The organism is Marinobacter vulgaris (assembly GCF_003344045.1).
GTDB lineage: Bacteria > Pseudomonadota > Gammaproteobacteria > Pseudomonadales > Oleiphilaceae > Marinobacter > Marinobacter vulgaris.
This window is the reverse complement of the sequence record NZ_QFWX01000002.1, coordinates 306,004-331,189: the sequence shown is the minus strand read 5'-3', so window position 1 is coordinate 331,189 and position 25,186 is coordinate 306,004. Positions and strand designations below refer to the sequence as shown.

Annotated in this window: 18 protein-coding genes; 6 read left to right on the top strand and 12 right to left on the bottom strand. The window is 58.5% G+C overall.

What is annotated here, in order from left to right; all coding sequences use genetic code 11:
- The first annotated feature begins 15 nt into the window (after positions 1–15).
- On the top strand, positions 16–861 hold the full coding sequence (gene fghA / locus DIT71_RS04740; RefSeq protein WP_114612060.1) for an S-formylglutathione hydrolase: 846 nt from the start codon (positions 16–18) through the stop codon (positions 859–861).
- Positions 862–865: 4 nt separating this feature from the next.
- On the opposite strand, the gene DIT71_RS04735 is transcribed toward fghA, so the two are convergent.
- The 10 genes from DIT71_RS04735 to DIT71_RS04690 all read right to left on the bottom strand — a co-directional run bounded on the left by DIT71_RS04735 (position 866) and on the right by DIT71_RS04690 (position 15,868).
- Complete coding sequence (locus tag DIT71_RS04735) at positions 866–1,993, bottom strand: HD-GYP domain-containing protein (protein WP_114612059.1); 1,128 nt, start codon at positions 1,991–1,993, stop codon at positions 866–868.
- Positions 1,994–2,085: 92 nt separating this feature from the next.
- Positions 2,086–4,959 carry an EAL domain-containing protein gene (locus tag DIT71_RS04730; RefSeq protein WP_114612058.1) on the bottom strand — a complete coding sequence of 958 codons (2,874 nt, stop codon included), beginning with the start codon at positions 4,957–4,959 and terminating at the stop codon, positions 2,086–2,088.
- Positions 4,946–5,422: a response regulator gene (locus DIT71_RS04725; RefSeq protein WP_114612057.1), complete on the bottom strand. Its 477-nt coding sequence runs from the start codon at positions 5,420–5,422 to the stop codon at positions 4,946–4,948. The genes DIT71_RS04730 and DIT71_RS04725 overlap by 14 nt, the downstream gene beginning before the upstream one ends.
- Entirely contained in the window at positions 5,415–9,053 is a 3,639-nt protein-coding gene (locus DIT71_RS04720) for a PAS domain S-box protein (protein WP_114612056.1), read from the bottom strand. The genes DIT71_RS04725 and DIT71_RS04720 overlap by 8 nt, the downstream gene beginning before the upstream one ends.
- Entirely contained in the window at positions 9,050–11,296 is a 2,247-nt protein-coding gene (locus tag DIT71_RS04715; protein ID WP_114612055.1) for an ATPase, T2SS/T4P/T4SS family, read from the bottom strand. The genes DIT71_RS04720 and DIT71_RS04715 overlap by 4 nt, the downstream gene beginning before the upstream one ends.
- Before the next feature lie 9 nt (positions 11,297–11,305).
- A complete protein-coding gene (locus DIT71_RS04710) occupies positions 11,306–12,463 on the bottom strand; it encodes a sensor histidine kinase (protein WP_114612054.1) in 1,158 nt (385 codons plus the stop codon).
- The gene (locus DIT71_RS04705) at positions 12,456–13,124 is read right to left on the bottom strand and encodes a GTP-binding protein (RefSeq protein WP_114612053.1); all 669 of its coding nucleotides are present in this window, start codon (positions 13,122–13,124) and stop codon (positions 12,456–12,458) included. Before DIT71_RS04705 ends, DIT71_RS04710 begins: the two co-directional genes overlap by 8 nt.
- Positions 13,125–13,134: 10 nt before the next feature.
- Complete coding sequence (locus DIT71_RS04700; RefSeq protein ID WP_114612052.1) at positions 13,135–13,659, bottom strand: response regulator; 525 nt, start codon at positions 13,657–13,659, stop codon at positions 13,135–13,137.
- Positions 13,656–15,002 carry an HD domain-containing phosphohydrolase gene (locus DIT71_RS04695; protein ID WP_114612051.1) on the bottom strand — a complete coding sequence of 449 codons (1,347 nt, stop codon included), beginning with the start codon at positions 15,000–15,002 and terminating at the stop codon, positions 13,656–13,658. The genes DIT71_RS04700 and DIT71_RS04695 overlap by 4 nt, the downstream gene beginning before the upstream one ends.
- A 2-nt stretch (positions 15,003–15,004) precedes the next feature.
- Positions 15,005–15,868, bottom strand: coding sequence for a sensor histidine kinase (locus DIT71_RS04690; protein WP_114612050.1), 864 nt, complete (start codon positions 15,866–15,868; stop codon positions 15,005–15,007).
- Positions 15,869–16,265: 397 nt separating this feature from the next.
- Between DIT71_RS04690 and DIT71_RS04685 the strand changes: the two genes are divergently transcribed.
- Positions 16,266–17,276: a GGDEF domain-containing protein gene (locus DIT71_RS04685; protein ID WP_114612336.1), complete on the top strand. Its 1,011-nt coding sequence runs from the start codon at positions 16,266–16,268 to the stop codon at positions 17,274–17,276.
- A 5-nt stretch (positions 17,277–17,281) separates the two neighbouring features.
- On the opposite strand, the gene DIT71_RS04680 is transcribed toward DIT71_RS04685, so the two are convergent.
- Positions 17,282–18,673, bottom strand: a complete 1,392-nt coding sequence (locus tag DIT71_RS04680; protein ID WP_114612049.1) for an MATE family efflux transporter — start codon at positions 18,671–18,673, stop codon at positions 17,282–17,284.
- Positions 18,674–18,871: 198 nt separating this feature from the next.
- On the opposite strand from DIT71_RS04680, the gene DIT71_RS04675 reads away from it, so the two are divergent.
- From DIT71_RS04675 to DIT71_RS04665, 3 genes are all read left to right on the top strand, one after another.
- A complete protein-coding gene (locus DIT71_RS04675) occupies positions 18,872–19,738 on the top strand; it encodes a DMT family transporter (RefSeq protein ID WP_114612048.1) in 867 nt (288 codons plus the stop codon).
- Between the two features lie 96 nt (positions 19,739–19,834).
- Entirely contained in the window at positions 19,835–21,412 is a 1,578-nt protein-coding gene (locus tag DIT71_RS04670) for a methyl-accepting chemotaxis protein (RefSeq protein ID WP_114612047.1), read from the top strand.
- A 155-nt stretch (positions 21,413–21,567) separates the two neighbouring features.
- Positions 21,568–22,950, top strand: a complete 1,383-nt coding sequence (locus DIT71_RS04665; RefSeq protein WP_114612046.1) for a sodium-dependent transporter — start codon at positions 21,568–21,570, stop codon at positions 22,948–22,950.
- A 105-nt stretch (positions 22,951–23,055) separates the two neighbouring features.
- Here DIT71_RS04665 and DIT71_RS04660 read toward each other — a convergent pair whose 3' ends face one another.
- Positions 23,056–23,640, bottom strand: coding sequence for a QsdR family transcriptional regulator (locus tag DIT71_RS04660; protein ID WP_114612045.1), 585 nt, complete (start codon positions 23,638–23,640; stop codon positions 23,056–23,058).
- 301 nt (positions 23,641–23,941) lie between these two features.
- Between DIT71_RS04660 and msrB the strand changes: the two genes are divergently transcribed.
- Entirely contained in the window at positions 23,942–25,177 is a 1,236-nt protein-coding gene (gene msrB / locus DIT71_RS04655) for a peptide-methionine (R)-S-oxide reductase MsrB (protein WP_114612044.1), read from the top strand.
- Positions 25,178–25,186: the final 9 nt, after the last annotated feature.

The following is a 25,186-nucleotide window of genomic DNA, read 5'->3' as shown; positions in this document are numbered from 1 at the left end:
GACCCAGAGGTGACCATGGAACTGCTCTCCACCAACGTCTGTTTTGACGGGGAACACCGTCGCTACCGGCACCATTCGGCGGCACTGGACTGTGACATGGAGTTCGCGGTTTATCTGCCCCCTGCTGCGCTCGGCGCTTCCGCGCGCAAGGTGCCTGCACTTTACTGGCTGTCCGGGCTGACCTGCACCGACCAGAATTTCATGCAGAAGGCGGGCGCCCAGAAGAAGGCAGCCCGGCTGGGCATGGCCCTGGTCTGCCCGGATACCAGCCCAAGGGGCCTTGACCTGCCCGGCGAGCATGACAGCTATGATTTTGGCAGTGGTGCGGGGTTTTATGTGAACGCCATCCGTCAGCCCTGGGCCCCCCACTACCGCATGTACGATTACGTGGTCAAAGAGCTGCCGCAGCTGGTGGAAAGCCACCTGCCCATCACCGAGGATCGCAGTATCAGCGGCCACTCCATGGGCGGTCACGGAGCGCTGATTGCGGCACTGAAGAATCCGGGGCACTACAGGTCAGTGTCTGCGTTTGCTCCCATCGCCAACCCCAGCGAATGCCCCTGGGGCCAGAAAGCGTTCAGCGGGTATCTCAGTGACGACAGAAGAGCCTGGGAAGAATGGGATGCCACGCTGCTGATTCCCACCGCCAGGGAGCGCTTACCATTGCTGGTTGACCAGGGCACCGCCGACGAGTTCCTAGACAGCCAGCTGAATCCGGATGCGCTGGCAGACGCCTGCGAGAAAGTGCATCACCACATCAACCTGCGGATGCACCGGGGCTACGACCACAGCTATTTCTTCATTGCCTCGTTCATCGACGATCATCTGGAGCATCACGCCGAAGCGCTGGGCCTGAAATAGCGGCCTATGCCTGGCGAAATCCCCAAAGCAGTCCGAAGTCCATGGAGGGCATCACTTCGGGCTGCTCCACGCCCCTGACGTTGAAGTCCAGCAGGCTGCAATCCCGCTCAACCGGTGCCCGGTAACGGTTACCCCGAGGGTCGATGATCGCTTTGGCGAACGGGCCCCGATGCCGGTGTGGGCGCCTTACAATCACCGCTACCTCATTGTTGGCCAGCCTGACCAGTGTGCCTGGGGGGTATTCTGTAAGCACGGTCAGCAGGGCCCGGGGAATTGCCGGGCGAAATTTGCCATCCGCCAGAGAGGTGATCAGTTTGCGTGCCTCGACAACGTTCATACGCTCGCGGTAGGCGCGCCGTGTAATCATCGCGACGTAACGTTCGGCCAATGCGAGAATTTCCGCCTCACCGCGGATATCAGTCCCGCTGAGCCCGCGGGGATAGCCCGAGCCGTCTGCCTGCTCGTGATGCTGGGCGATGATTTTCAGCCATAGTGGGCTGGTTATGTCGGCGTCTCTGAGTGCCTGGATACTCCGCTCCGGGTGCTTGCGGATGACCGCCCGCTGGTCGTCATTCAGCACCCGGTTCGAGGCATTCAGCTTGTCGGCCACCGGCACCAGCGCCAGATTGGCAGTCAGCGCGGCGCTGATCAGCACGGCGGTGCGCTTGTCATCAAGCCCGAACCGGCGCGCGGTAAACTGGCAGAGAATCCCGTAGAACAGGATCTGTTCGTGGATCGTGGGTTCGATGGAGTAGAGGTGCACCAGCGCCAGGCTGGCCTCCGTTGACTGCTGACACATCTGGTCGATGATCCGGGACAGCCCCAGCACCTGTTTCAGCGCGGTTTCGTCCCGCTGGGTAATGGCAGTGATCGTCGATTCCAGTGTCTGCAGCAGCGCCGGGTATTCCGCGAACGGATTGCCCAGGGCGGTATCCTCGGGTACGTCATCCTGCGGCCGCTCGATCTTGCGGGGCTTGAACCGGCCGCGCTCGAACAACTGCTCCAGTTGGGTATCGTTGTGTATGACATAACCCTGGCGCAACAGCACATTGCCGTCGGCATCGTAGACTGTCCAGGGTAAAGGCTTGCCAATGGTCAATGCGCCGGGTGCGATACGGACTAGATTCGGCACTCTGTCGCTTCCTAACTTGTAGTCGTAATCGGCAAGTCTAACCCTGAATCCGTGGTTAACTCCAGAGGGCTGTCATTTCTTCCCGGCGCGGATCAGCTCACGGTTGCCCGGTAATAGAGAAACGCCTGCTGGATGTGGTCCCGAATCTGCTGGTCATCCCAGGGCTTGGTCAGGAATTTGTAAATGGCGCCCTCATTGATGGCGTCGGTGACAGACTTCAGGTCGGTGTACCCGGACAGTACAATGCGGACGGTTTCCGGGTGAATGGCTTTTACTGCACTCAAAAAATCGGTGCCGGACATCTCCGGCATGCGTTGGTCGGAGACGATTACCTGCACCTGGTGTGAGGCCAGCAGACTGAATGCCTCCTTTACGTTCGTGGTGGCCAGGATGCGATAGCCGTCACGGCGCAGCACACGGGTCAGTGCCCGCAGTATATTTTCCTCGTCATCCAGCAGCAGCAGGGTGAGCTCCTGCTCGCTGTCGCCCTCGCCAGCCGATGCCGGCGTATTGGCCGAAGCCTGCTCATTCAGGAATGTCAGCAGCTCATCAAACGGCATGGGCCGGGCAAACACGAAGCCCTGAAGCAGGTCGCAATGATTCTTTCGCAGGTAAGTGGCATGGGCTTCGGTCTCGACGCCCTCCGCGACCACTTCCAGGCCCAGGTGATGGGCCATGGAGATGACACCCTGGGTGATGGCAGCATCACTGCGGTTCTCGATGACATCCTTGATAAAGGACCGGTCAATCTTGATCTTGTTGGCGGGCAACAGCTTGATGTAGGAGAGACTGGAAAACCCGGTTCCGAAATCGTCAATGGCAATGTGTACCCCGAGTTCGCGAATGGCGTGGAGGACGTTGATAACGAGGTCTGTGTCCAGAAGGATGGCGGATTCCACCACCTCAAGCTCCAGACTTTCCGGAGGAAGACCGGAGGCCTTGAGGGCATTGATAACCGTCTGGGTGAAGCCCTCTTTACGAAGCTGGATCGGCGAGACATTGACCGAGATCGAACAGTGGCGGAAGCCCCGGGAGTGGAGATGGACCATGTCGCGACAGGCCTTTCTCAGAACCCATTCACCCAGCGCGATGATCTGTCCGGTTTCTTCCGCCAGGGGCACGAAGTCGCCGGGGGAAATCAGCCCCCGGGTGGGGTGCTGCCAGCGAACCAGTGCCTCGACGTTGCGGATTTGTCCGGTGCGGGCATCAACCAGCGGCTGGTAATAGACCGAAAGCTGCTCCTGGTCGATGGCATCCTGCAGTTCGTTGCGCAAGGCAACCCGGTAGCTGGCTTCGTCATTGAATTCCTGCGAGTACCACTGGTAGGTGTTGCGCCCCAGCTGTTTGGCGCGGTACATGGCCAGGTCTGCCTGCTGCAGCAGTGCCATGGGCTTTTCGATACTGCCGTCGGTGGTGGAGATACCGGCGCTGGCGGTGAGATGAATGGTTTCGTTGCCCAGCAGATAGGGCCTGGCGATCTCATGAATGGCATTCTCCACCACGAGAATGGCGTCCTCGGCCTGGGCCAGGTCGGGCAGTAGAAGGATGAACTCATCCCCGCTGATTCGGGCAACGGTATCACCGGAGCGTATCAGCGCTTCCAGGCGCTGGCCCACTTCGATCAGCAACTGGTCACCAAGGCGATGGCCCAGGGAGTCATTGATAAGCTTGAAGCCATCCAGGTCGATAAACAGCAGTGCGACGGTCCGGCCGTAGCGCTGCGACAACCGGCACGCCTGGCTCAGGCGGTCTTCCAGCAGGGTGCGGTTTGGCAGCCCGGTGAGCACATCGTGGCTGATATTGAACGCCAGTTCGTGTTCGGCGGATTTGCGCTCCGAAATGTCGTTCTGAACACCGATATAGTGGGTAATCTCTCCCTCTTCGTCGCGCATGGGCGAGATGTACAGATCGTTCCAGAACGGCGAGCCATCCTTGCGGTAGTTCCTCAGCACCGCCGAGATGTCGACTCCCTTTTTCAGGCCACGCCTGATTTCCGCGAGCCCCTGTTCATTGCTCAGGTCAAAGTCATCACCCTGCAGAAAACGACAGTTCTTGCCAATGGCTTCCCCGGAGTTGTAACCGGTGATCTTTTCAAAGGCTCCGTTGACATAGATGATAGGCAGATCCTCCTGCCGGGCATCGGTAATGACGATGCCGTTGGAACTCGATTCGATACTGCGTTTGAACAGCCGCAGCTGCCGGCTGTTATCCAGCTGGGTGGTCACGTCGGTAATCATCAGGACCTTCAGCGCCCGGCGGTTGATGGTCATGCTGGTACTGACCACTTCCACAATCATTTCGCGACCGTCACGGCGCTGGTGTCGTCTCAGTACACCGCCTTCTCTCAGCAGAATGCCCTCGGAAGAAAGCCTGGGTAATGCATGATCAGCGGCCCGAAGCCGGCACAGGGTCAGTCCCTCGATCTGGTCATTGCTGTATCCATAGAGCCCCCGGGCAGCCTCGTTCATGGACACCAGGGCCTGGGAATCCGGATCCACCAGGCACATGGGGGCGGGGTTGCTCTCGAACAGCAACCGGTAGTGGCTCTCGCTGCTCGCCAGGCTTTCGGTTGCCATGGCCCGGTCAATGGCGTAGCGGATGCTGCGAATCAGCGTATGCCCGTCGACAGCCCCCTTGATCAGATAGTCTGCGGCTCCCAGCTCTACAGCGTGGGCATCCAGTTCATCATCTCCCTGGCCGGTCAGCAGGATGAAGGGAGTGGTGAGACTGCGTTCCCGGGCTTCCTGAATCAGGTCAATCCCGGAATCCGGGCCCAGGCGAAGATCCACCAGGGCCACGGCATAGTCTCCCGTCTCCAATGCCGCCATGCCCTCGCGGTAGGAATCCACCCAGTCCAGCCGGGTGGTCACCGGGCTGCTGTCCTGTAGCAGGTCACGGGTGATCAGGTAATCGTCTTCGTCGTCTTCGATCAGCAGAATTCGTAGAAGGAGATCATTCTCGGTCATAACGTTCCGGTCTTCGTGGCAGGGTTACCGTCGTTGCCCAGTAGCTCGTCAGCGACGAAACAACGTCCAGCAACCCGGAATAGCTTGATGGTTTGATAATGTAGGAATTGGCGCCCATGTCGTAGCAATAGCGAATGTCCTCCTCGTCGTCCGAGGTTGTCATGACAATCGTCGGTATCTGTCGCAGTCGGGGGTCGGACTTGATCTCCCGCAGTGCCTCGCGGCCGTCTTTCAGTGGCATATTGAGATCCAGCAGTATCAGGTCCGGGCATCCGGAGGGTACATCGAGTTCCCCCGGCAGTCCCTCCTCTCCATTGAGGATGCGCATCAGCTGCACGCCATCGTGAGCGAAGCACATTCGGCATTCGATACAGCGGTCCGCAAACGCCTCTCTCAGCATCAGTTGATCGTCCGGATCATCCTCGGCAATCAGGAGGATCGGCACTGGCTTCGGATCAGTCATTGTTGCTTCCTTTCATCTCAATACTGGTTGGAAAGCGGATACGGAAAGTCGTTCCATGATCGACTTCGCTTTCAACGGTTACGGTGGCGTTGTGGCGGTCCAGTATTTTTTTCACGATGGCCATGCCGATGCCGGTTCCCGGGAAATTCTGGTTGTGCAGCCGCTGGAACGGCTGAAACAGTTTTTCCGCGTAGCGCTGGTCAAACCCCACACCCTTGTCCCTGATCACCAGGGTCCAGTAATCCTCCGTGTGATCTTCAGGGTATACCTCCACCTGCGGACTCCGTCCGGGTTTATGAAACTTGACGGCATTGCTCAGCAGGTTCTGGAGCACCTGGCGAATCTGGGTGGCATCACCGATTATGGTTGGCAGAGGGCGAACGTTGATGATCGCGTGCTCACGGGAGATAACCGTCTCCATATCCTGCAGCACCTCCGCCAGAATGCGATTGGTATCGCAAACGGTTAAAGGTTGGGCCCGGGTTGTCACCCTGGAATAGGTGAGCAGATCCTGAATCAGGGACTGCATGCGCCTGGCGGCAGACTGCATTCGCCGCAAATAATCCTGTTCCTGGTCGTCAAACCGCTCTGGTCGGGTGAGCAGCCGGTCCGAGAATGCCTGGATCTTGCGCAGGGGTTCCTGAAGGTCGTGGGAGGCGACAAAAGCAAAGTCCTGGAGTTCGCGATTGCTGCGCTCCAGTTCAGCCATGGTCTGTTCCAGTTTCAGCTGCGCCTGTTTCCGCTCGTTGATACTGCGGTAGTAGACGGCCAGGCCTTCATCTGAGGGGTAGGCGCTGACCTCAAACCAGTCCTCCAGTGGCGCGTAGTAGACTTCAAACGACACCGATTCACCGGTTTCCATGGCAAGTCGGTATTGCGTTTCAATAGCGCTGTCCTGCGCTGCCGGGAACATCTCCCAGAGGGTGTTGCCCAGAAGCACATCACGGCTTTCTCTCAGTAAGTCCTCTGAGCGCCGGTTGACATAGGTGAATCGCCATTCACTGTCCAGAGTGTAAAAAGCATCGGTGATGCTCTCGAAGATGATGGCCTGCCGTTCGGAACATCGCCTGATCTGCTCCATGGCGTGATGGGAGGCGGTGATATCCTGCAGGCCGCCCTGTATTTCCACGATGCGGCCATCTTCATCCTTCACCGCCTGTCCGATCGCCCGGACCCATCGTATCTGGCCAAGTCGGGTGCGGATCTGCAGTTCTTCATCGAAGGGTATACCCGTCTGCATGCACACCTTCATGGCGTCGGTTATGGTTTCCCTGCTGTCGGGAGTATAAAAACCGAGAGCCTCATCAAGGGCCGGCACTTCGCCAACCGGCATTTCGAAAATATCAAATATGGCACGGGACCAGCGGGTTTGACCGGTGTCCACATCCACCACCCAGCCCCCGATACGGGCTGCCTTTTCGGCAATCTTCAGCAGTGTTTCACTTTCCCGGAGCTTTTCCTGGGTGTGTCGCATTTCGGTGGTATCGCGGCCTACCACGTAAATGAGATCGTCCGAGCTGAGGATGGCGCTGAACTCAACCCAATGCTGAGCGGTGTTCCTGTTGATTAATCGCACCAAAAGGCCTCTGATTGTTTGTCCCGTGATGAGCGCGGCTACGGCCTCCTCGACCTTGGGCTGATCGTCCTCGTGGATCAGTTGCATATAGGAGGTGCCCAGTAATTCCTCGCGTTGATAGCCGAGTACCTCGACAAAGGCGTTGTTGAGCTCAAAGAAATGGCTGTTGAGGTCAACAATGCAGAACATATCCGGCGACAGCGAGAAGAACTGTTCCCGCTCACGCATCAGGGTTTCCACTACCAGCTGGTCGGTCATATCCCGGCCCACACAGAACAGCGCCTGGTCTTCCTCAGACCATTCCGCCGTCCATGACAGGGTTACGATATGGCCGTCCCGGTGAAGCATGTGGTTGCGAAAGCCATCACTGACCCGGCGTTCGCCGGTAATAAGCTTGCGGAACTCTTCTGCTGTGGTCTCTCGGTCCACGTCCGGGATCAGATGGTGGTAGGACTCATCGATGAGCTGGTCCGGCCGGTAACCCAGGATGTCTTCTGCGGCACGGTTGATCGATGTAAACCGGCCTTTTGTATTGATTGAACACAGGATGTCCCGCGAGAACGTCATGATGCGCTCGTTGGTATGCCTCAGGGACCGCTCCCGGGACAGGTGGGCATTCACCATGCCGTTAAGCTTCCGCAGGCTGCGGGAACGGCGCTCCGATTCCTGCCAGAACAGATGGCTGAGCATCATCAGAAAGCTGAGGATCAGGCCACTGAACAGCACCAGCGGGGGCAGGAACAACGCGTTGGCCGCAAGCCCGCCCTCGTGGGTATAGACTTCAATGCGCCAATGGCTGTCATGGTGAGCACCGTTATTGCGGGTCGCCAGCGGAATCCTTTGGCCCCGGAATGTTTCGGGGGAAAGATCGAAGATCAGTGTGTTGCTGTAATAGACCCTCAGGCTCAGATCCCCGTCGTAGTGCTTGAGCAGGCTGCTGTAGGCATCCTCCAGGTTAATGACGGCGAAGATGATCCAGGGCTGTCCCACAACAGCCCTTACCGGAGATGCAATCAGCGCATGCATGCGGCCCGCGTCGTCCGGCTCAGGCGGGCTGAGGTGCGGCAGTCCCGTTGCGCCCACATGATCCAGCCAGCGCCGGTTGTCCGGTGTGTGCAGAAAATTTTCCAGCCAGCGTTCATATTGCCCCGCGCGGGCATGGACGCTGACAGCCTGCTGGTCGGGGTCAAGAATGCCGAGGAGGCGGAGTTCCGGGAAGTCGTTCAGATAACTCTGGACCTCCTGTGTCCAGCCGGTGCTCGCCGGCACACCTGTCAACAATTGCTGGCGGTCTGCGAGTCGGCGAATGAGCGCCAGGTCTTCGTTGAAGGCCGCTGTGCTGGAAGCCTCCAGCTGATCGGCCAGAACTTCGGCCCGGTCTTGCAGGCTATTACTGTTCTGGACCCGCATGGCGTGCCAGGTGATGGTGGTCAGCGCTATGCCAAACAACCCGACCAGCATCAGGCCCGATGAAAAATCCGGTATGTCACGGCGGCGCATGGTCTGCAGAAAGGGCAAAATCAGGCCCGACAGGATTGCCAGCGGGCTGACAATGATGGTGGATTGCGGAATGCTGCCAAGCCCGAAGCCGCCAAGTGACGGATACCAGTAGGACAATAACGAAAGTATACCCAGTGCCACCACCATCGGGCCGGTTACCAGCCCCACCAGCCCTGGCCGGGGAAGATGAATGGCGGCCAGCAGCGTCAGTTCCGTGAGCAGTACCACCAGCAGGAGGGGCAAGCTGATGGCTACTGTCTCCAGAGCCTCAGCGGCGGGAATCCGGGATACGGCAAACTGGCACAGAGCAATGATGCAGGTAAGGCCAGCCACAACAGTGGCGGTCTGTAGACGACGAAAAAGCAGTGCCAGCAGTGACAGCCCGATCATTATCGAGACCAGCCCGCCACCCGGGGTCAGGGAGATGCGCCCATTGGCACTGCCACTCAGGGACAGATAATCAAAAAAAATCACCAGCCCGATGGCAATGAGGGCAATGGCCAGGGACAGTATCAGGCAGAAGCGGAAAATCACCGGATTGCGCTGCTCGCTCATTCGTTCAGCACCTGTGGTCCCAGCAGTCTGAGGATTTCATCAGCGGTGGTCAGCCCATCCCGGAGTTTCTCCAGGGCATCGTCCAGCAGTACCCGCATACCCTGCTCCCGGGCGATGGATTCAATCTGCATGGCGCTGGCGCCTTCGGTAATGGCAATCCGCAATTGCTGGTTCATGGTAAGCACTTCGTGGATCGCCACCCGGCCCTTGTAACCCTTGTGGCACTTGTCGCAGCCCTTGCCCCGGAAAAAGCTCAGCTCGGGCGTCATGAACTGCGGCCCAAGCTGTTCCAGAGTTTCTGTCGGGGTGTCTGTCTGCTCGCGACAGTGAGAACAGATCCGCCGTACCAGGCGCTGGGCGATGATGGCCTCCAGGGTCGAGGCCAGCACGAATGGCTTCAGGTTGAGATCCAGCAGGCGGGCCACCGTGGCGGCGGCGGAGCTGGTGTGCAGGGTGGAGTACACCAGGTGGCCGGTCATGGCAGCATGGAAGGCCACATCCGCGGTTTCCTCGTCGCGGATTTCACCCAGCAGGATTACATCCGGGTCCTGCCGCAGGATCGCTCGCAGCACACTGGCAAAACTCAGGCCGATGCGATCCTTGACCGGCACCTGGCCGGCCATGTCCACATGAAATTCCACCGGGTCTTCGATAGTCACGTAATTGCGCTCCGGCGAGGCATTATGCTGGAGCAGGGCGTACAGGGTGGTGGTCTTGCCGCTGCCGGTAGGGCCGGTGGCGAGGATAATGCCCTGGGGCTTGGCAACCACGTGCAGCAGGCGTTTGAGGTTGTGCTCCGACAGGCCCATGTCCTCCAGGGACTGGGCGGAGGACTGTCGCTCCAGCACCCGCATGACCACCTTTTCGCCGTTGATGGTGGGCAGGGTGGAAATCCGCAGGTCGACGATTTTCATCGGTGTCTTGACGGTAATGCGCCCGTCCTGGGGCTTGCGGCGCTCGGTAATATCCAGTTCCGCCATCACCTTGATGCGGGACACCACCGACATTAGCAGGTTGGTGGGGATATGGATCTTGTCCTGCAGCACGCCGTCAATGCGGTAGCGGACCACCAGCGACTTGGTGCGGGGGTGAACGTGGATGTCGCTGGCCCCGAGGCGCAGGGCTTCGAGGATGATGGCATTGACCAGACGTATGGCAGGCGGCTCCTCGGAGCTTCCCAGCAGCTGCTCCAGGGATTCCTTGTCGCTGTCCTCATCGAGAACGATTTCAATGCCTTCGTAGGGGTCATCGGTGCCCACCTTGGTGGCAATATCGTCCAGCTCGCTGGTTTCGCCAAAAACTTCGGTCAGCTTGGCCTGCATCTGGGTGGTTTCGCACAGCAGCGGATGAATGGTGTACCCGGTCATGAATCCCAGTTCGTCGATCAGGTTCACGTCCATGGGGTCCACCATGGCCAGCCTTAAACGTTGGCCTTGCACGCGTAAGGGCAGCACCAGCTGACGGGTGCAGATTTTCTTGGGCACCAGGGACATCAGCGCGGGGTCTGGCTGAAACTCACGCAGGTCGATTTCCTCGAACAGCATGTCATCCCGCAGCATTTCGAAGACTTTGCGGAAATCCACCCACTCGTGTTTCAGCAACTGCCGAACCACGGGGGTTTTCTGGCTCTGCATTTCCCGGTGCAGCTGCTGGATCTGCTGCGGGTTCAGCCAGCCCTTCTTGTGGAGCAGTATGGCCAGCTGGCTGCGGTTGGTGGCCGTCAGCTTGCTGATGGTCTCCAGGTCCTTGTGCTGTTTTTTGGTCTGTTGCTCCAGTGCCCGTGTGCGCTGGATGAGCTCGTACTGTTCCAGGGCCAGGGCGATGGTCAGGCGAATGTCGTCATCGTTCCAGGGCTTGAGGATGAAGCGGTAAACGGCGCCTTCCTTGATGGAGCCCATAACCGCATCGGTATTGGCGTGACCGGTCAGCATGATACGGATGGTATTGGGCCAGCGCTCCCGCACTTCCCGCAGCAATTCGCTGCCGTTCATGCCCGGCATCATGAAGTCGGTCATGACCAGCTCGACCGGCTGTTTCTCCATGATGCGCAGGGCTTCGCTGCCATTGCCGGCAAACAGCAGCTCGTAGTTCTCACGCTGGAAAACCCGGCGCAGGGACGCCAGGATGTTGGGTTCGTCATCCACCAGCAGCAGGCGGTAAGGCGCTTTTTTTTCTTCGGTTACCGGCCGGGAGTTGTCATCCGGGTCCTGGTTGAAGAACAGCGACGCGTAGCGTTTAGCCATGATCAATCCTTAACGGATCGGCAGGAAAAGGGTGACACGGCAGCCCATGTCTTCCCTGCTGTCGATCTGAATGGTGCCCTGGTGAGCGCGCGCGGTGTCGCGGGCGACGGTCAGGCCAAGGCCGGTGCCGGATCCCACTGGCCGGCTGGTAAAAAACGCGTCGAAGACCTGTTCGCGAATGTCTTCGGCGATACCGCAGCCGTTATCCTGAATGACCACCCGGATGCCACCATCGTCGACACTGGTTTTTGCCAGGATGCGCCCGCTCCAGCCTTCGGCGCCGGCACCCTGTTGCCGGCATTTCAGCGCCTGCACGGCATTGTCGAGCAGGTTGTAAAAAGTCTGGGACAGGCGTGACGGATGGCCGGAAATTTTTGGCAGTTCGCCCGGTTTCTCCAGTATGTCCACCCCATGGCCATATTCGGTCTGGAGCAGATGCACGGCACTGGACAGCAGATCGTTGACATCACACAGGGTATGATCGGCCTGGTCAATGCTGGAGAAGGTTTTCAGGTCCGAAACGATGCTGGCGATACGGCGGGCGCCATCGGAGGACTCCGCGATCAGGTCGGCGAAGTCATCCAGCAAATCCCGGTTGAGCTCGCTATCCGGAACCCGCTCCCGCAAATCGTTGACGTAGTCACCGGCCACCTTGAGGTTGCTGGACATGAAGCCGATCGGGTTGTTGATTTCATGGGCGACTCCCGCTGCCAGTTGCCCCACCGAACGCAGCCGGGCACTTTCATAAAGATCCATCTGCGCCTGTTTGATTACCGCTACCTGCTCGTCCACTTTCTCCTGCAACTGGTCGGACAGCGCACGGTAGCGGGCTTCCGAGGCCTTCAGTGCGGCATTCTGTTTCTGCAATTCGGCGTAACTGGCCTCGGTGGTGTCGTGGTGCAGGTTGGCGGCCAGCCGGTACTTGGCGATAAACATCATCAGAAACGACACCAGATCAGCCACGGCAAGGCGTTCCTGTTCGCAACTGCCACCGGACAGCCAGCCCACGGTTTCCAGGTTGAACTCCAGCGCGACGGAACCGTTACTCCGGTCTTTGCCGATGCTGACGGGCTTGCGGCACAGGGCGCTCAGCATCTGGTTCAGGCGCTGCCGCTGGTCACTGGTGAGCAGGTCCTCGAGTGTGGGGTCGTCCTCGAAATTACGCACGGTTTTCCTCGCTGGCGGCGCTCAATTGCCGGATAAAGGTGTCGCGATCAATGCCGTGCCCGGTGGCCAGGGCGAACTCCCTGTCTACCTCGGTGTAGAGCCGGCCCAGCAGCACCCGGAAGGTCTCCAGGACACCCTTGCCATGCAGGGCGGATGCCATTTGCAGTGGTGCCCAGGGGGTGTCGGCCCAGCGTTGCTGGAGCTCGGTGTCACCAACCACACCGGGCAGATCGCGCTTGTTGAACTGCACTGCCATGGGCAGGGTGTCGATATCCAGCCCCACTTTTTCCAGGTTTTCCTCCAGGTTTCCGAACGCCGTAGCGTTATTGTCCTGCTGGCCGGTCTGGGAGTCCGCCACAAACACCACGGCATCCGCCCGGGACAGCACTGCCTTGCGGGTGCTGTCGTGCTGGACCTGGCCGGGCACGGTGTACAGCTTTAACCGCAGATCCAGCCCGGATTCCCCTTTCAGACCGATAGGCAGCATGTCGAAGAACAGGGTGCGGTCGTCGCGGGTTTCCAGCACCATCAGCTCGCCCTTGCGTTGGGGATTCAGCAGCGAGTGCAGCTGCATCAGGTTGGTCGTTTTGCCACTCAGGGCGGGGCCGTAAAACACGACTTTCAACGCGAGCTTGTTGTCTTCAGGGCTATGATCCGCCATCAGAACCTCTTCACTGGTCGCCGATCAGCACGGAGCCGTCAGCATCGCGTTGGACTCGGCTAATGCCCGGGTTGTCTTTTTCCAGGCGCAGCAGTTCCTGTTCCCGGGCCCTGATCATCTGGCGCTGGGCGTTGACTTCATCCAACAGGCGCTCGTTTTCGGATTTCAACTCATAGATATCAATGGCGGATTTGATGGCAGCGACCACTTCGTAGTCATCCCAGGGCTTGGACAGGTAGCGATAGACTTCCGCCTGGTTGATGGCCTTGATCATGGAGCTCCGGTCGCCGTAGGCACTCAGTACCAGACGCATGGCGTTGGGCTGGCGCTGCTTGGCAAACTGCAGATAGGTTACGCCATCGGCCGTGGGCATCTGATAGTCGGAGATGATGACCGCGTAGTTGTGTTCCAGCAGCCCACCCAGTGCGGCTTCCACGTTGTCGTAGGCATGGACGTCCCAGCCGTGGGGGCGCAGTAGCCGCTTGAGGGCATTGAGAATGTTGGGTTCGTCATCCACCAGCTGAATCTTGATCATGAAGCTCTCTCCGTTTCTTCTTCATCCGGGCGGTGCACGTACACCGTGTAGCGGGAACCATCCGGTTCGCCTTTCTCGAATGCAACCAGTTTGTCGATGAGCATGGAGGTCAGTTCCTTGCCTTCGTTCAGCAACAGCATGCCGGAAGCGGCATAAAGGTTGCGGGCCAGTACCATGCCCGCTGTCAGCCGCAGGGTGTCGAGGGCGACGATGTCCGGATCTTCATGCTCTACGTCGGGGGCGACCTCGATACACATTTCCAGGAAACCGTCTGCAATTTCCGGGTCGTAGAGCCGGTCCCGGTAGCGTTTGATCAGTTTCAGGGCGTTGTCACGGGATACCCTGCGCTCCAGGACCAGGCCGTACTGCAGTTCGATGAAATCCACTGCCAGTCGCAGGATGCGGGATCCGAGAGGAATCTCCCTGCCTTCCAGTCTTTCGGGAACGCCGTAGCCGTTCCACTTCTCCTGATGGTGGCGGATGATCCGTGCGGTTTCCCTGAGAGGCTCCAGGGCCATCAGTAGCTGTTCGCTGTTGACCGGATATTTCAGATATTCCAGGCGCTGCTCTTTGGAGAGCAGATCAGAGGATGCCATGAACAGGTCATCAGGCCAGCTCAGCTTGCCCAGGTTGTAGAGCGCGGCCGCCATATACAGGTCCCGCGAGAGGTCTTCATCAAGCTGGTGGTATTCGGCATAGGCCTTCACCAGGGCAATTACCTTGGCGTTGGGCTGGCGGTTGGCCGGCAGCCGCTTGTTGATCAGCGTGGAGAAAACTTCGGTCGCGGTGACATAACTGTGCTTCAGCTCTGTGTAGGCGGCATCCAGCATGTCTGCGGTTTCCTTCAGCTCCTCGGTGCGGGCCTGAACCTTGTCTTCAAGGCTGGCATTGAGCGCCTGCAGCTCTTTGTTCTGTTTGCGGGTCAGCTTCTCCAGGGCCAGCCGGCGACGTTCCGAATACTGGAACGCAAGGGCCTGGCGAATCACCAGTTTCAGCTCTTCATCGTCCCAGGGTTTGCTGATATAGCGGTAGATCTGGCCATCGTTGATGGCCTTGATGGTGGAATTGATGTCCGCATAACCGGTGAGGAGTATGCGGATGCACCAGGGCCACTTCTTCTTGATCTCGGACAGCAGGGTAGGGCCGTCTATACCGGGCATGCGGGCGTCTGAGATCACCAGGTCAAATCTCTGGTCATTGAGCAGCGACAGGGCCTCATCCCCGGATGTGGCCGTACAGATGTCGTAGGACTCCTTGCGGAGTGTCCTTTTCAGGCTACGGAGGATGTTTTCCTCGTCATCGACCAGTAGCAGCCGGGGGTTCGGGGGAAGAGACTCTGCCATGATCAGCCCCGCTGGTTGTCCGCTGTGATCCCTGGCTGTTTCAGTGGCAGTGATATGCGGAAACAAGTGCCCTTGCCGGTAGACGCTTGGTCAGCGGTAATGCTGCCGTTGTGCTTTTCGATGATGTTGAAAGACAGGGACAGCCCCAGCCCGGTGCCCTTACCCACCGGTTTTGTGGTGAAAAAGGGCTCGAAAATCCGGTGCAGGTTTTCCCGGGCAATGCCTTTGCCGTTGTCCTCGACTTCGATGGTTGCCCAGTCGCTGTCGCAGCGGGTACGAACGACGATTTCACCGAAATCCTCGATGGCATGGGCGGCGTTGACCAGCAGGTTCATGACCACCTGGTTGATCTGGGAGCTGATGCATTCCACTTCCGGCAGCTCGCCGAAATCTCTGATCACAGTCGCTTTGTATTTGAGTTCGTTGTTGACCACGTTCAGGGTGGTTTCAATACCACGGTGCAGATCTGATGGCTTGAACTCCTCGTCCTCGATATGGGAGAAATCCTTCATCGCTGAAATGATGGTTTTGACCCGCTCGATTCCCTCCCGCGATTCCGCCAGCAGGTCTTTGAGGTCATCCTTCAGAAAGCTGTAATCGATATTCTTTTTAATAGCGCTCAGGTCTTCCAGGGATGACCCGGCGTCCACGGCATCGGTGAGCCTGAAAATGTCATCAAGGTAAGTACCCAGGCTTTGCAGATTGGAATAGACATAACCCACGGGATTATTGATTTCATGGGCAACCCCTGCCGCCAGCTGGCCAATAGCCGCGAGCTTCTCCGACTGAAGCAACTGCCGGTTTGCCTGCTCGAGCCTGGCATTCAGCTGATCCTTCTCAAGTGATCTGTTGTTGATGTCCGACATAATGATAACCCGTTCGGCAGATTGCTCCAGAGGTCCGGTAAAGCCAGCTTGAAGTGGGTATTCAATACCTTTAAATGAGATATAAGTTACTTATTTTATTTGCGGTCCGAGTATAGTGGTTTTAATCACCTTTAAAGGTAACTTTTAGTATCCATGTTATTTGGTTTCTGTAAGGTGCAACTGATCGGGCGATGGGTCAGGGATCTTTTTCCGGGGCAAGCACCCGGTCAGCGCGGGGCTCCGGTGACTGGGGGTTTGTTAAATCTCGTTGAACGCACCTTCAACGCCGGGATGTTGGGCTATGATAGTTAGCTAACAAGACATTGGTCGGAATATGGTCTTCCTGGTGCTGTCACCCGAGTCCATAGCCCAGACGTTCCCTGCTCCGGTGATCAAAATGCTCTATCGGCTAAAAACGGATTTTCGATTATCCATTATCACCTTTCTGGCAATCAGCGGGCTTGTTGGTATCAGCCCGTTTGCGGTGATGCGCTTTGTGCAGGGCGACGTGCTGGCAGGGGCGGTCGACCTGACCATCATGTTCTCGGTCACGATGTGCATGGTGTATGCCTGGGTGACCGGGGATACCGCCCGCAGTGGCCTTTTCATGGCGGTGGTTGCCTGTGTCGGAGCGGTGACCTCGGGTGCCGTCGTGGGGGAGGCCGGCCTGTTCTGGCTCTATCCCTGTCTTGTCACCAGCTTCTTTCTCACGGAGCCCCGTTACGCCGTATTCATCAACCTGGCCGCTGTAATCGCACTGATGGCGCATGGGGTTGCCTTCAGCTCCCCGGTTCAGATGTGGTCTTTTGCCGCCACGGCTTTGGTAGTGAGCTGTTGCGCCTATGCGTTTGCCCATCGTAATGAAAGCCAGCGGGAACGGCTGGAGCACCTGGCGACCATTGACCCCCTGACCGGTGTAAAGAACCGTCGCTCCATGGATGAAGAATTGGCGATGGCAGTTGCCAGTGCTGCCAGAACCGGTGTTTCCTATGGCCTGGTGCTCCTGGATATTGACCATTTCAAAAAAGTTAACGATCAATATGGCCACGGTGTGGGGGATGAAGTGCTGAGGGACCTGGTGGCACTGATCGAGAAAAACATCCGCAGGTCCGACCAGCTGTTCCGGTTCGGTGGCGAGGAGTTCGTAGTGTTGATGACCGGGGTGGATCAGACCGGGCTCAGGACAGTGATGCATAACCTGCAGCAGATCATGGACAGGTTTCTGAAGCATCCGGGCGGGAAGGTGACCGCTTCGTTTGGTGTCGCCGTACTGAAAACCGGTGAGGACCCTGAAAGCTGGCTGGCGAGAGCCGATGAGGCGCTTTACAGGGCCAAGGCCAGCGGTCGGGACCAGATTGTGTATGCAGACGATGGGGTTGCCGGGGAGACAGCGGCAGAGATCGCCTGACGGGGTTATTTTGCCGGGTCCGGTGAAAACAGGAACAGCCGCAAACCAAGCAGGATACTGGCGGATGCCAGGCCACCTGTAAGCCCCACCCAGAAACCGGCAGCCCCCATGGCGGGTAGCAGCCAGTCGGTAAAGGTCAGCACCCACCCCAGCGGCAACCCGACACCCCAGAATGAAAACAGCATGATGAACATGGGGACGCTGGTGTCCTTGTAGCCCCGCAGCGCGCTGATGCAGGTGACCTGGATAACATCAGCGATCTGGAAAAAGGCCGCATATACCAGCAACGTCACGGTTACGGCGCGCACTTCGGTATCACCGGTGTATAACGCCGCAATGCCATCGGCGAACACAAACAGCAGAATGGCAAACACCAGCGCCACGGCAGAAGCCAGGATCAGCGAACTGCGGGCAATAAGCCGGGCAGTGTCCGGGGCCCTGGCCCCCACCAGGAAGCTGACCCGCAGGGTGAGCGCCATACCGATGCTCAGCGGCAACATGAACAATAGTGACACCACGTTTAGGGCAATCTGGTGCCCGGCGACGATCACCGGCCCCAAGGGCGCGAGAAACAGCGCAATCACCGAGAACATGCTGGCTTCCACGAAGATGGTGAAGCCAATGGGTACGCCCAGGCGCAGAATGTAGCGGATGCCGTCGGCATTGGGCCGGGCCCAGTCAGCAAGCAGGTGAAAGCGGCGGTAGACAGTGCTGCGGTTCAGGTAGACCAGCAGGGCGATAGCCGCAATGCCATTGGAGATCGAGGTGGCCCACCCGCAGCCAATACCGCCCATGGCCGGGAGCCCGAACTTGCCATAGATGAACATGTAGTTGAGGGGCAGGTTGATCAGGGTGCCCAGCACCGAAAACGCCATGATCACCCGGGTGTGCCCCAGCCCGTCGGTCAGCCCCCGCAATGCCATCATCAACAGCATGGCCGGTATGCCCCAGGCAAAGGCATCCAGGTAGCCCTGGCTGATCCGGGCAGTGTTGGCTTCCAGGTTCAGGGCGCTCAGCACCGGGTGTACGTTGGTCAGCAGCAGAATCATGATCACCGAGCCGGCCGCAGCAATGTACAGTCCCTGCCAGGTGGCGGGCATGATTTTCTCGGTGGTGCGGGCGCCGTTGTAGCCGGAGATGATCGGCTGGAGTGCCCCTAGCAGCCCCATGAAGAACAGGAAAACCGGCATCCACAGGCTGCTGCCGATACCCACCGCGGCCAGGTCTTCCGCGCTGGCGTGGCCGGCCATTACCGTATCGATAACACCGTTAGCCATTTGGGCTACCTGGGCGATCAGAATCGGGCCGCCGAGGATCGCCAGCGTGCGCCATTCGGTCAGCGTGCGGCTGACCAGGGGCTGGCGGGCTTCGGGTAACGGCTGATGGACTTCATCCATGGAATCGCCTGCCTGGCGTGAGAGTGAAAAGGATCACCTTGGAAAGGCGGGATGGTACCTTATTCCCGGGGGCAGATGGCATAGGGTGTTTCCGGGGCGCGGTGTACATGGCAACAGGGTACGGGTAAAGTGCCGCTCCTGTTGATTCCAATCTCGATTTCAATACCAATATCACTCTTTATTTCAGGTGCGGTGGGCATGGGTCTTCTGGTTGTTGTAACCGTTCTGTGGGCATTTTCGTTCAGCCTGATTGGCGAATTCCTGGCCGGCCAGGTGGACAGTGACTTTGCCGTCCTGACCCGGGTGGTGCTTGCGGCGCTGGTATTTCTGCCGCTGACCCGCTGGCGGGGCGTGCCCGGCGGTTTGAAGCTGGGAGTTCTGGTGACCGGCATGCTGCAGTTCGGCATTACCTATCTCTGCCTCTATCGTTCCTTCAGTTACCTGACGGTGCCGGAAGTCCTGCTGTTTACCATTTTCACACCCCTCTACGTCACCCTGATTGACGATGCGCTCTACCGGCGCTTTTCTCCGGTCGCACTGATTGCCGCCGCCGTCGCCACCCTGGGCGCGGGCATTATCCGTTACGACGGCCTCAGCCAGGGCTTTATCACCGGTTTCCTGTTGTTGCAGGTGGCCAATTTTACCTTTGCGGCGGGCCAGGTGGGGTACAAGCACACGATGATGCGGTTCCCGACCAATGTGCCGGCTTATCGCACCTTCGGCTATTTCTTTTTCGGCGCGCTGATTATTGCGCTGCCATCCTTCCTGATATTCGGCGATGCCAGCCGCCTGCCAGCGACCTCTCTGCAGTGGGGTGTCCTGGCCTGGCTGGGCCTTGCGGCATCAGGTGTGGGGCTCTTCCTCTGGAACCGGGGCGCCTGCCATGTGGACGCCGGCACGCTGGCGGTCATGAACAATATGCTGGTACCCGCCGGCCTGCTGGTGAACCTGTTGATCTGGAACCGGGATGCGGACCTGTTGCGGCTGGCACTCGGCGGTGGCGTTATCGCGATTTCACTCTGGGTGAACGCACGTTTTCATCCCCGCGCAAAACTGGCAATTTGACTACAGTTTTGTTGGCGTGTGCCGATAGCAATAGTCAACGTTGCAATATTCGTCATACCCCCGATGGTAATGACCCGTCCAGGAATGCAGGAATCTATGCGTAAGAACCTCCCCGTAACCCAGCGTGAAGTCAGGATGTCCGAGGGTGGCCGGCTGATCACCACCACCGACACAAGGGGCATCATCACCTACTGCAACGACGAGTTCGTGGCCATCAGCGGCTATGCCAGGGAAGAACTCGTCGGCCAGCCCCATAATGTGATCCGTCATCCGGATATGCCGCCGGCGGTGTACCAGGGGATGTGGGAATACCTCAAGGCTGGCAAGCCCTGGATGGGTGTGGTCAAGAATCGCACCAAAACCGGTGACCACTACTGGGTCAGCGCCTATGTAACCCCGATTCTCGAGAACGGCAAGATGGTCGGTTACGAGTCTGTGCGGGTCGCACCCACCCGTGAGCAGGTGGCCAGGGCCGAAAAGCTGTACCGGAAAATCTCCAGGGGAGACAGTGCGGTTGGTCTGCGGAGCCGGCTGGTTTCCATGGCGAGATCAGGCTGGCCCTTTGCGCTCTCGCTGATTCTGAGTCTGGGCGCGTTAACGGGTCTGGGTAACACCTCGCTGGCGATGCTGGTCATTGTGGTGGCGCATCTGCTGGCCGCCGGGTTGACTCTGAGATCGGTAACCAGCCGCCTGCAGCGTATTCTCGACCTGCGCCCTGATGCCTTCAGTGACGCCGTTGTGGCCCGGACCTACAGCGACGAAAGCGGCCTGTTTTCGCAACTGGCGATGATGATCATGAGTGAGAAGGCACGAATTCGTACCGCTCTGGCCCGCATCGACGACCAGGCAGAGCTGCTCTACGAGCAGGCCAGGATCAGCCACGGCTACATCAGCGAAGGCGCCGAGGCCATTGCCAGGCAGCGGGCTGAAACCGATCAGACTGCGTCGGCTGTGAATGAGATGACGGCGTCCATCCAGGAAGTGACGGAAACCGTCAATGCCAATGCCAGGGTGGCGGAAGAAGCCAACCGCATCGCGGCCACGGGCAGCAATCGCAGTGGTGAAGCCCTGACCGCCATTGAACAACTGGTTACCCGGGTAAACGGCATCGGTTCGGCGATTGAAAAGCTCGGGGCTTCCACGGAAAGCATCGGTGAGGCCGCCAGCCTGATATCAGACATTGCAGATCAGACTAACCTGCTGGCGCTGAATGCGGCTATCGAGGCAGCCCGTGCCGGTGAGCAGGGGCGTGGCTTTGCCGTGGTCGCTGATGAGGTCAGGTCGCTGGCCCGCCGTACGCGGGACTCCACGGTGCGCATCCAGCATGTGATTGATGACTTCCGCAACCAGGTCGAAGAGGCGGTCCAGGCTACCCGTGAAGGCGAGCAGGATGCCGGCAAGGGCCTGACCAGGGTGCGGGAAGCGGAGACGTCACTGCAGGAAATCGTGTCGTCGATCCAGGACATCTCCGACAGCTTTATCAGTATGTCTGCGGCTTTTGAGGAACAGAGCCAGGTGTCCGAGGAAATCAATCACCAGATCGTCAATATTGCCGATCTGGCTGATCACAGTAACCAGAAAGCGGAATCCGCCAAGGAAAGCAGCGACCACCTGAGTGGCATGTCCCGGGGTCTGAAGGACCTGGTTTCCCGCTTTGTCAGTAAAAACGGCTAGTTAAATGCACAAGCACCGGCTGCAGGGTTGCGCCGGTGCTGCTATCGACTGGCATCCTGAGCCCACTGCTGGCAAAATCCCGCCCCAATAGCTGAAGCAAGTCTTCGGCATACTTCTTGTAATCGATTCATCAGCTACAAGCACAGGATGAAACAATGACTTCGTCAAAATCGAACCCGATCCATCGTGGCCTGTGGTCCTCCCGGATGGCCTTTATCCTGGCTGCAACCGGTTCGGCGGTCGGCCTGGGCAATATCTGGAAATTCCCCTATGTAACTGGCGAGAATGGCGGCGGTGCCTTCGTGCTGGTTTATCTGCTGTGTATCGCCATCGTGGGTATTCCCATCATGATGGCGGAAGTGTTCATCGGCCGTAACGGCCGGCACAACCCCATTACCAGTTTCCGCCTGGTGGCTGAGCGCAACCTGGCATCACCGGCGTGGCGGATTTCCGCTATCGTAGGCGTGCTGGCCGCATTCATTATCCTGTCATTCTATTCGGTGATCGGTGGTTGGGCCGCTTCCTATGTGGGTCACGCCGCAATGGGCGATTTTACCGGCCAGAGCGCTGATGCCATTGGCGAGTTGTTTGGTGGCCTGTTGGCCAGCCCGATCACCCTCCTGATATGGCACAGCATCTTTATGGCACTGGTCATTTTCGTTGTGGCCCGTGGCCTCAAGTCCGGTCTGGAGCGGGCGGTGACCATCCTGATGCCGGCACTTTTTGTGCTGCTGCTTATCGCGGTTGGCTACGCCACCACCACCGGGCATTTCGGCGAAGCGGTCGCCTTTCTCTTCACCCCGGACTTCAGCGCCCTGACAATCCAGGGGGTGCTGGTTGCCCTGGGCCACGCGTTCTTCACCCTGAGCCTCGGCATGGCCATCATGATGGCGTATGGCTCCTATCTGAGTGACGATGTATCCATCGGACGCACCGCGATTACGGTTTCCATTATGGATACGGTCGTGGCACTGATGGCCGGCCTGGCGATCTTCCCCGTGGTATTCGCCAATGGCCTTGAAGCCGGCGCCGGCCCCGGCCTGATCTTCCAGACGTTGCCGCTAGCCTTTGGCCAGATGCCCATGGGTAGCGTGTTTGGCGCCCTGTTCTTTGTGCTGCTGCTGTTCGCCGCCTGGACCTCCGCCATTTCCCTGCTGGAGCCGGTGGTGGAGTGGCTGGAAGACAAACTGATCCTTGGCCGCGTTGGCAGCACGGTTGTGGTGGGGCTTGCCTGCTGGCTGTTGGGAATCGCGTCGATCCTGTCCCTGAACGAATGGTCTGGCTTTGCGCCGCTGGGCATGTTCGAGCGCTTCGAAGGCAATACCATTTTCGACCTGCTCGACTTCTTTACCGCCAACGTTATGCTGCCGTTGTCCGGTCTGCTGACCGCCCTGTTCGTGGGCTGGTTCGTGGCGAAAGAGTCGTTGCAGAGTAATCTTGCCCTGCAGGGAAAAAGCTTTACCCTCTGGTACAACCTGGTGCGCTTCGTGACTCCGGTTGCCGTAGCCATCGTGTTTGTTTACAACCTGATGGCGTAAGCACCACAGCGAAGATCAGCAATGCAGGAGAAGCCCGGCCCGGAAACGGCCGGGCTTCTCTGTTCTATTCGCCCTGATTGCCGGCAACGCGCAAAGCCTCCATGCTCAGGCTTTCCCTCCGAGCAGAATCTGCACCGCCGTACAGGCATCTTCCAGCTCCTCGTCCCGCGGCTCACGACCGCAGATGATGTCGCTGTACAGGCAGGACTCTGCCAGCCGCACCATAAAATACGACAAGCTTCCCAGATTCATCGGCGGGTGGATAAACCCGGCGTCTACCTGTTGCTGCAGTATCCGGGTGTTGGCCTCAACCGTGCGGCTGTGCAGTGTGGACTGGGACGAGGTCAATATTTTCAGGGCATACTCCGGATCGTCATGGACGAAACGCCGCAAGGGTTCCGAGTGCAGCAGCACCGAGTTGATATAACGGAACACGCCGACTACATAATCCACACCCTGGCCGGAAGTCCGGTTGATGGCATCCTGGCGCAGCGCATCATAGAGCGACCAGAAAACCTCACCCATAAGCAGATCCTTGCTGCCGACCCAGCGGAAAAGGGTGGCGCGGCCGATGTTGAGTTCTTCAGACAGCGATGCCAGGTGGATGCGCTCACCTTTCAGCCAGAGCCGGCGGGCACGGCGGATAACGTCTGCAGGTGTTGCTCTGGTTATGAGTGCGTCTGCCGTCATTCGATCCACCCGTGACAGATTTGTGAACTTTCCACTATACACTGCTATCAACAAGCTGTGGTTGCTGCGAGTTATCCAGAGTCGCAAATCAGTGACACGAAACCTGCTGATTGGCATGAATAATTCGCCTTTCCGGCCGGCCTGTGCTGCAGTCTGTGGCCTGCTTTCGGATAATCAATCTGAACTTCCTGCGTTCACAATGATCTCTAGGGCGTTAGGCAAGCGTAAATAATGTTAGAAGCTGCTGTGATCAATCCCGTTTACACCGGTCACAGTATTCAAAGGGCAAGAGGTTAATATTATGAAACGGTATCTGTTACTGGTGTCCATGGCGGCGGCCATCGCGCTGACCGGGTTTCAGGTTGGCGCCTCCGATGGAGCGGAGTCGAAGTATGCGCCGGACGACCCGGACCTGGCGGTTGCGACCTTCGCCGGTGGCTGCTTCTGGTGCGTTGAAGAAGCCTATGAGGAAAAAGTACCGGGGGTCGTCGAGGCGGTGTCCGGTTACAGTGGTGGTGATGAGAAAGACCCGACCTATGAGCAGGTCGCCGGTGGGCGTACCGGCCACACCGAGGCGGTGCAGGTGTATTACGACCCTGACAAGATCACCTACGAAGGTCTGCTCCAGGCCCTGTGGCGCACCGCGAATCCGACCGATGTAGAAGGCCAGTATGTGGACCGGGGCAGGCAGTATCGGCCAGCCATTTTCTATCACGACGAAGAGCAGAAACGTGCAGCGGAAGCTTCGGTCAGGGCGCTGGAAGAATCGGGCCGCTACGACAATCCGGTGAAGATTGAGGTTGTGCCTTTCGAAACTTTCTACGCTGCCGAGGAATACCATCAGGATTATTACAGGAAGAATCCGGTCCGGTACAAGATCTATACCTTCAACTCCGGCCGCTATCAGTTCATCGAGGACGTCTGGGGCGAGGATCAGGAAGTGGATTATTCTCAATACCGGCCAGAAGAAAACAGTACAGACGGGAGCGGTTCCGGGAACGGCAGTGATTCTGCGCACTCCGGAAGCGTCGACGCGGGCATGAATCTCAGTCAGGTTGAAGCATTCAACCCGGAGACCTTTGAGAAGCCGGACGACAAAACGCTCAAGGCGCGGCTGACCAGAGAACAGTACAAGGTCACCCAGGAAGATGGCACCGAGCCCGCTTTCCAGAACGAATACTATGACGAGAAACGCCCGGGCATATACGTGGATATTGTCTCCGGTGAGCCTCTGTTCTCCTCTCGCGACAAGTACAAATCCGGCACCGGCTGGCCCAGCTTCACCAGGCCGATCAGTCCGGATATGGTGGTGGAAAAAGAGGACCGTGCTTTCTTCATGACCCGTACCGAGATCCGTAGCCGATATGCGGACTCCCATCTGGGGCATGTGTTCAACGACGGGCCTGATCCCACGGGTCTGCGTTACTGCATGAACTCGGCGGCACTTGAATTCATACCGCTGGAGGATATGGAAAAAGAAGGGTATGGCGCACTGGTCAGTGAGGTGAAAGAAACCAGTCGCACCGCTTCCAACTAGGCCCCGGAG